The organism is Desulfatiglans sp., from assembly GCA_012513605.1.
Classification (GTDB): Bacteria; Desulfobacterota; DSM-4660; order Desulfatiglandales; family HGW-15; genus JAAZBV01.
Genome location: JAAZBV010000025.1, coordinates 1 through 8015, shown reverse-complemented (window position 1 = coordinate 8015; position 8015 = coordinate 1). Strand labels below are relative to the sequence as shown.

At 36.4% G+C, this 8015-nt stretch carries 13 protein-coding genes; 1 reads left to right on the top strand and 12 read right to left on the bottom strand.

Translation table 11 applies throughout. The features are described from left to right. Positions 1-94: 94 nt before the first annotated feature. From GX654_03015 to GX654_02960, 12 genes are all read right to left on the bottom strand, one after another. Positions 95-238: a hypothetical protein gene (locus GX654_03015; protein NLD35815.1), complete on the bottom strand. Its 144-nt coding sequence runs from the start codon at positions 236-238 to the stop codon at positions 95-97. Between the two features lie 64 nt (positions 239-302). Then, positions 303-1148, bottom strand: coding sequence for a class I SAM-dependent methyltransferase (locus GX654_03010; GenBank protein NLD35814.1), 846 nt, complete (start codon positions 1146-1148; stop codon positions 303-305). Beyond that, positions 1145-1843 carry an amino acid racemase gene (locus GX654_03005; GenBank protein ID NLD35813.1) on the bottom strand — a complete coding sequence of 233 codons (699 nt, stop codon included), beginning with the start codon at positions 1841-1843 and terminating at the stop codon, positions 1145-1147. Before GX654_03005 ends, GX654_03010 begins: the two co-directional genes overlap by 4 nt. 80 nt (positions 1844-1923) lie before the next feature. Then, positions 1924-2247 (bottom strand): DUF2007 domain-containing protein, encoded by a 324-nt coding sequence (locus tag GX654_03000; protein NLD35812.1) that lies wholly within the window; start codon positions 2245-2247, stop codon positions 1924-1926. Positions 2248-2263: 16 nt separating this feature from the next. Next, a complete protein-coding gene (locus tag GX654_02995) occupies positions 2264-2716 on the bottom strand; it encodes a hypothetical protein (protein NLD35811.1) in 453 nt (150 codons plus the stop codon). A gap of 308 nt (positions 2717-3024) precedes the next feature. Further along, the gene (locus tag GX654_02990) at positions 3025-3693 is read right to left on the bottom strand and encodes a hypothetical protein (GenBank protein ID NLD35810.1); all 669 of its coding nucleotides are present in this window, start codon (positions 3691-3693) and stop codon (positions 3025-3027) included. A gap of 118 nt (positions 3694-3811) precedes the next feature. Next, entirely contained in the window at positions 3812-4318 is a 507-nt protein-coding gene (locus GX654_02985; GenBank protein NLD35809.1) for a hypothetical protein, read from the bottom strand. Between the two features lie 62 nt (positions 4319-4380). Then, positions 4381-4722, bottom strand: coding sequence for a hypothetical protein (locus GX654_02980; GenBank protein ID NLD35808.1), 342 nt, complete (start codon positions 4720-4722; stop codon positions 4381-4383). 80 nt (positions 4723-4802) lie between these two features. Then, positions 4803-5315, bottom strand: coding sequence for an AAA family ATPase (locus GX654_02975; protein ID NLD35807.1), 513 nt, complete (start codon positions 5313-5315; stop codon positions 4803-4805). 50 nt (positions 5316-5365) lie between these two features. Then, complete coding sequence (locus tag GX654_02970; GenBank protein ID NLD35806.1) at positions 5366-5680, bottom strand: hypothetical protein; 315 nt, start codon at positions 5678-5680, stop codon at positions 5366-5368. 125 nt (positions 5681-5805) lie between these two features. After that, positions 5806-6180, bottom strand: a complete 375-nt coding sequence (locus tag GX654_02965) for a DUF1801 domain-containing protein (protein ID NLD35805.1) — start codon at positions 6178-6180, stop codon at positions 5806-5808. A gap of 120 nt (positions 6181-6300) precedes the next feature. Next, complete coding sequence (locus tag GX654_02960; GenBank protein NLD35804.1) at positions 6301-6747, bottom strand: hypothetical protein; 447 nt, start codon at positions 6745-6747, stop codon at positions 6301-6303. Positions 6748-7562: 815 nt separating this feature from the next. On the opposite strand from GX654_02960, the gene GX654_02955 reads away from it, so the two are divergent. Beyond that, complete coding sequence (locus GX654_02955) at positions 7563-7814, top strand: type II toxin-antitoxin system Phd/YefM family antitoxin (GenBank protein NLD35803.1); 252 nt, start codon at positions 7563-7565, stop codon at positions 7812-7814. Positions 7815-8015 lie beyond the last annotated feature (201 nt).

The following is an 8015-nucleotide window of genomic DNA, read 5'->3' as shown; positions in this document are numbered from 1 at the left end:
TCCACCTGAGCTATCACAAGGGCTAAATGTCTCTGTAGTGAAGACTTTTTAACCTCTGCTAAAAAATACTTCATATTTTCAATTACTTATTTTTTTAAACATGCCCAATAGCGAAAGTCGGGTTAGAGCGGGAAAAAAAGGAATCTCTAGCGCCATGAAAATCCATTAACTCCTTCCATAATTCAACAAGCCTGGGGATATCTTCTTTTATTGCTTCACGATAATTTATTTGTGTCATAATCTTTTTCCTGATAACCGGCTTAGCATGTAGGTCGGGTTAAGCTAAGCAACCCGACATTTCCTTAACCTTTCACACCAACTGCCATTAGATGTGAACTGATCCCTAAAAGTGTTGGCTCTGATTCTAATCGCCTTGCGATCTCAAGAAGTACATTACGTTGTGCTTCATCCTTCCACCACTCATCAATATTCGGCGCTAACCAGGATGGCCCTTCCACACCATAAACCCGGCTATCTGAAAAACCGACTTCGGCAAGCTCTGCCTTTAGTTCATTCGGATGGTGAAAAAAGGTATCCATAAAATAAAAGGGATTGTCTGTAAAGTTTTTATGAAGCCCATTTTTCAGGTCTCCATTCACAATTTCAACAAACTTAGGGTCTTTAAGGTATTCAGAGCGTAATCCGTCAAATGTCGATGCAAAGCGTGATATACCCACAGCCATGAGCACACCACCCTTTCTTAGAACCCGATATGCCTCTGATAATGCAATTAAACGATCCCTTTTATCAGTAAGATGATACAGGGGACCGAACAGTAAGGCAGCATCAACACTGTTATCATTTCTATTAAGGGTGCAGGCATCCCCGACCTCTGCACTGGATAATGGATATTCCGGCTGTTGCGCTGACTCCTCTTTTGCCAATTCAATATGAAGAGGAACAATGTCTACCAAATGAACCTCATACCCCTTCCGGGCAAGCCATAAGGCATGCTTTCCTGTTCCGCCACCACTATCTATTATAGTTGCAGGTGTCGGTGGCAGGAAGCGCTGCAGCAACTCGCGGGTACGTTCTCTTTCAATTTTGCCTTCATTAATATCTAATCGTTTTTCTTCGTACCCTGAAGAGTAATGGGTAATTACATCCTCATGCAATGATGATTTGGATTTTTCTTCTCTTTTCATCATTTTCCTTCAATACAGTATTTTATAATACTCTCACAATGAATCGCCGAAGTATTGAGGAAGGGAATGCCAAATCTGCTTTCTGTTAATATCAGTGGCAGCTCAGTGCAGCCTAAAATTAAGGAATCAATGTGCTCTTCCTCTATCATCCTTTTTACGATCGATAGCAATTCCTCCCGTGTTGAGTCTTTGATGATTCCAAGCTCTATTTCAGAGAATAACCTGTGGTGAATAATGTTTTGTTCCTCCTCACTGGGAACAACAATCGACATCCCTTTCGATATGAAAGGTTTCTTATAGAAGTCAGCCTCCATGGTGAGTTTCGTGCCCATGAGGCCAATATTCTTTAACCCCATTTCCTGGGCGGTCTTACACGTTTCTTCAACTATGCTTAACAGGGGAATGGGTGATTTTGCGCTAATCTCATCAAATACAATATGGGGTGTGTTTGATGCAATGGCAGCAAATTCAGCCCCGGCAAGATGAAGAGAGGTAATCTTTTCCAGTAGCCACTTAGAGAGCTCAGGCCAGTTCTTTGTAGAGACAAAGCCCATAAGCTCATTCATGTTTGCGCTGTAAACGATGATTTCCGGATATGCCAGTTCAGGATGCCCTGTAACGAATGCCCTGATTATTTCCCTGTAGTAATCAACGGTTGATTCAGGGCCGATTCCGCCAAGTATGCCTATTCGCTTCATTAAAGTTATTCTCCTTTTCCTAAAGCCTGTAGGTCGGGTTAAGCGAAGCAACCCGACATTATTCTATTCGCCAAATTCGTTTATTTAGCGGGTATTTTATTTTGATTTTCTTTGCCACAATTCCAACACAAAGAAAATTGATATTCATTTACTTCCTTGCAATTCGGGCATACCCAGTCAGGACCTGAAGCGGAATCATCTGACTCTGCTTCCTTAATTATTTTTAAAGCTTCATCATATTGAGTATCATTTTCAATCCAGATCTCGTACCAACATTCATTCACTGAAATTCGTTCTGCTGAACCATATTCATTTTTTGTAAATGAAGGTATACCCTCAATCATAAGAAGATTTTTCAAATGACCAATCATTAAAGTGTTAAATGACTCATATACTTTTCTCATTCAATTACCTCCTAATTTATTTTATTATGCCACCATGGTAATAAAGTACGTACACCTCTTCGTTTTTTTCAAATATTTTTTCAATTCCATGAAAATGGTTAAAAGATCCATGTTGCTTATTCTCGTATCGATAATTTAGATTTTCATAAAATTCAGGACCTCTAAGCGGGTATTCAGGTGTAATTAGACGCATTGCTTCTTTTAGAAAAGAGTAGATTTTTTTAGGAGCTGATCCCCCTGGTAAAATCTCTCCAAAATAGTTCAAAACCCAAAGTAACTCATTAACTTCTTTGAATACTTTTTCCGAACCCGCAAAAGGATTAAAACCATTAAACTGATCTAAATACCGATATCCGTTGTTAATAATTTCAAATCCAACAGAACCGTTATCAAATTTTTTCTCTCTCCCTTCTCCTGTGCTGGCATAAGAGGATTTTTTAGATTGTATGATGAAATCGATTAGTTTCATTTTTATATTTCCTTTTGTAATTACTCAAAACATGTTACGACACATTAACAGACATCCAGTGCCAGTCACCATATTGACTTTATAAAACTCAAGCCTGATTAAACGGATTAAACAACCAGCCTGTAGGTCGGGTTAAGCGAATCAACCCGACCTGCCTTAGTATAAAATATTTCAATCACCAAAAAAACAGTCAGACACCTTTTAAGTATATGGTTATTTTGTACCATCCCTAAAAGTGAATGACAAGGTTACCGGCCTGCGCAGTATAATTCCCACCAATCCTTATTACGGGGATTACATGCGCTAGGTTATGAAATATTTAGGTAACTTTCAATATGATCCAAACTACATGGAATTAATTTGTTATCGTTTGTAAGGTCTATTTTTATTTTATCTTCTCTGGGAATTAATCTTAGAGGTTTTAATTTTTTCCCCTGCTTTTCTATTATCGAATCGACTAACTGCCCCTTAGTGTCAATTATTTCTATTATTGAAAAATCAGAATTTGGGAAGTTTGTAGTACTGTAATATTCCTGCCCCATAATTAAAAAGACTTTATCTTTTTCAACTTCAAAAAAATAACAGGCACCTTCATCCTCATACTCTTCTGCCTCAAACATTCTGTCTGTCTTAATTCTTGTTACTTTTACTGTACCATTATTTGAAGCATCTTTATATGTTTGAATTCTACTAATTATTGCTTTTTCATCTTTCATTTTTTTAATAAAGAACCAAAGTGTCCAAACCAAACCTGGAACAATAAAAATTAATAAATAAAACCAAAAGGGGGGTTGGTCATCGGTGGATATAGAGCCAAGAAAGCAGAGAAAACCAGATATACCGAAACCAAAACAAACTTGTTTTAACAGCTTAAGCAATACAGGAGATTCATCAATATGTTTTGACAATTCTCGAATTTTAAGTCGCAAGAATCGTTTTTCTTTTTCATTTATAGGTCGAGTTAGACTTTGAATCATTTTTATTCATAACCCGCTCGAAGATGAGGGCCGGCCTCTCCTTTGAAATTTCTCGATAGGTTTAACAAGCGGGCGTATCCCGTCCGTATTTAAATCGAAATTATACCCTTATTTTGTCTTACCTCTGTGGCCAATCCAAATGCTGTTCTTGTGAACTCACTGGAGGTTTTCTTCCAATCAAGCTAACTTTTTTAGCACCCAAATTCATAATACCTTTTTCCGGTGAAAAGAATTCAAAAAAATACTTTTGATAACCTATATAAATTGGCTCTTCATAATTTTCTATATTGATTCCATTTAAGATAATTTCCCCTGAAAGTGAATGTGTGATGGCATATTGGGGGTCAGGCTGTGTTAATGTTTTTCCCCATGAAAGGTTGATCTCCAGATCAACTATATCAGAAAAAATTAGATCGGCAGGGATTATTTTAAACGAACAAGTTCTATCCTCATGACAGATCCATTCAGAGATATAATCGATATCAAGGATCAGGTCTTCACCGAATTCTTTTTGTCGCACAGAAAAGCCATATACATGATTGTCATGGAAGGAAATTTCCTTAAAATCTCCTGAAGAAAGATAATCTTTTAATTTTTCCGTCATTTCATTTTCTCTGAACTGCACTGATAACCACCCGGGGGTATTACCGCCTTGGCTGGGTTATCAAATGTTTGTGAGTTTTGTTTTTAAAGTTTCCAGGTCCATCCACAAATCGGGCAACTATTATCCTCTGGTTTTATAATACTAGAGCATTTATAACACCTGAGATCTTCAGAAAACCTTGAATTCAACATCTCTTCTCTCTTCTTTTGCATTTCCTGATTAAAGTTAGTTATTGAGTACCCTTTCCGATAACCTCTGATGAAGAATAAAACCGTACAAAATATGACAAATACTGTTTCAGCCAGCCAAATAAAAATATCTGGCCAATAAAAATATTTCAAAATTATATACACTAGGGCTAATAGAAAACCAATACTACTTTCTTTTAAGCCATTATGTAATCTAACTTTCATTTTATCATTCATTATCTTACTCATAATAATTTGCCTACAAACCCAACTGTGATGTTAAAAACAAGCAAATGATTCTAAAGGGTTTGGTAGAGCTAAAAAGTATCACATTTTTCTATTAACTGATCAATTCCCAAGCGATTAATAACCATATGTTTTTGTCTTGAAAAATTCTCAAACAGTAAATTATGTAACTTCTTTGATGCCTTACTATCACGCACCTCATATTCAGAAGCCCATTTGAGAAGAGCCTGGAAATTTTCTTTATATTTTTTTGGTTCCAGTTGCTTGGAACTTTCTGAGCCTCGATTTAACAGATTGTTTCTACATTCATCCCAGGACAGGTTGACATATATTAAAGTGTCAGCAAAGTCTATGAGGGGCTCAACGATATGACCAAATACTCCCTCAACGATCCAAGTTACAGAGTGCTGGATTTTATATATATCAGCCTCGACATCGGATTCGTTTCTTTTCCGATTGTAACCGCCTGGCTCCCAGAAAATATTGTCGAGTGAAATATGTGAAATATCGAGAACTGAAGCTAACTTCTTTCCCAGCCAATTTTCCCCTGAACCTGAATTGCCTATTATTATGATTTTCTTCATAGTCCTAACCGCACCGATAACCATCTGGGCGTTTTATAGCCCGGTCGGGTTTATTGGGTCTCTTTATTCCTATAATAATTAATGACTTCACATACGTTTATTAATAGTTTCGAGATTTTTTTATGTTCAGAGAAACGTGTGATGGCATTACCAGCTAAAGAGAATGCTAAAACAAATATTACTAAAGGGTAAAACCCCGTTCTATTTGTAATAAATGAATACAAGAAAATAAGAGCAAGGCCTATAAAAACTCCTATCAGAGAAAACCATAATGCTAATTTGTTGTCAGAAAAACTATTTTCATTTAGTTCTTTTTCAATAGATTTGACCTTCTTCTGGATTTCTTCCGGCATGAAGTTTTCCATGAGATTCATTCCCTCCTTTTAGAAACACAACGATTTGTAACCAGCCTTACCTTGATCTTTCGTATCAGGCAAAAACCCCTCCGGGTTCTGGTGTAGCTGTTTGTTCTGCCCTGTCTTTGTATTGTTCATTGCTTTAATTCGCTTTGAATTAGCTTTTTCCTGTACTTCACCATTTTCTCAATCAGCTTGTTTGGAATCGGTTTATCTAAAGGAAATTGTATTGATCCTTTACCCTGTTTGAATTTGGAAAGCTCTTTCTCAAATTTCACGATTGTTGTCGGATGCGGGTAAATTGCAACGTGATTTTTAAATGCCCCAATCATGATTTGCTCATTACTTTTACCATTCTTAACAAGACTGAATGCCGGTAAGCCATAGTTAATGGTTTCTTCCGCATCTGGTACCGCATCTAAAATTGCTTTCCTCATCTCTTGTAATAATTCCGCTTGCGGATGTGCTTGTGCGTTAATGTATTCGTCAATCGTATTGTACTTCGCCATTTGGTTCACTCCTTTTTTCGATTGTTTTGCGTGCTTCAAATAACATGCCGCGCCATGATGCTTTGCGAAAATCGAAAGAAGCCCCCTGCTGTCATGTTGATTTAAGGGTTAGCTGTCGCCTCATTTATCTTTATGACTATCTATCTTTGGAAATACTTTTTCTAACTCTTTGGAACGTATTACCTCTATTTCCATTGGTACCTTATGTAACTCGGGTTCATTATTAATTATTTTATCGGTACTAAAAGCGACTTGTACATTTTCACCTGAACCATCTTTACAGAACTCAACTTTTGCAGAATAACCATGAATACCAATTGGTTCAATTTTTCCCCAGTGCCATTTCGAATTTACTAATTCAGCTTTATATAATTCAGGTTTAAAAGGAGAAATACCAAAGTTTTTTTGACACTTCTCATTGGCGAGTTTCGCAGCATGTATTGCTGCTTGTTTTTGTGTAGTGATTTGCTCCTCATTTTTTGAATCATTGGCCTGGAGAACAGATGAGTTAAAAACTATGGATATTAGGATAGCTATTTTAAAAACTAACATTTTATTACGATCCATAATTTACCTCCTTAATTAAAAACATAACACTGGCGGCAAGGAGCTGGCGGATTTATGGCAACCAATGTCATGCAAGGAAAAAGGTTGCAAAGGCTTTGCATTCGATTCAACATGATGCTAGCCAGTCGCCTTGACTGCATTGTTAAAAGCAGTTTTCGCCTGCTATTTACCGACTAATAATTTTTATAACCAGTTATTATTACGATTAATTTTTGATTTTTATTTTCTATTTACCGAAATTGCTATTGATGGCATTTTCGGTAAATAGGATTTAATACACCCCGGATTTTTTATTTTGGATACTACTATTTGGAGATTTTGCCAATGCTGACATTTTCCCCAAATACCATATTTCTGTTACTTCATTTCAGCTTTTAACAGGTATTAGCCCGATTCGGGTCTAATAGTGTAAAACCCGAATCGGGCTAACATCGAATAATAAACTAAATAAAATTTAATATACTCTAAAGTATTAAAAAAATTTTTCTGTGCGCCCTTATACGTCTTTAGAAAATTTAAATTCACACAAATTTTGTCATATAGCACTGAATATTGTTCAAAAAGTCAAAATACAAAAATCTTAATGTTTAAAACTAATGTGTTGCAAAAATACAATGGTAATTGCCAAAGCAAAACCATAAAGCCTGAAAAGGAACGTTTGGGGAAAACGAAGGGATTATCCTTACAAATCATTTTGAAGTCAATAGGTTTTGGGGTATGGGGGTAAAAGCAGATACTTCTCATTCAACCCTCTGATTGACAAACCGGCATGAATGACCATAAAATAGCCTATCAAATTCATTATGGGGATTACGATGTCACAGCATTTATCATTGACAGAGGCAAAGGCCAAATTTTCAGAGCTCATCACCAGGGTTCATTTTGGAAAAGAAAAATTTACCATCACCCGGAAGGGTAAGGCGGTAGCTCTTGTTTCTCCTGTTTCTGAAACTGAAAATAGCCTGGATATGGAAGGTCTTATTTGTGCAAGAGGAGCGCTTTCTGAAATTGATAAAGAAATTGATGAACTGGTTGCAGATATTTATATAAACCGTGATAGTATGTAGGGCGGGTTAAGCGAAGCAACTCGACACTATTTAATCAAATTTTTATTATTCCTTCTTAAATTAATATTCAATCACATTGCTGTCCAAGATAAATGAAAATTTGATATTGCATCAAGTAAAAACAAGTAGTTAAGTTAACAAAACGGCGTATTCAAAAAACAGGTTATTGCCAGCAGTGCTGTCCAAGAATCGAAATGGTAT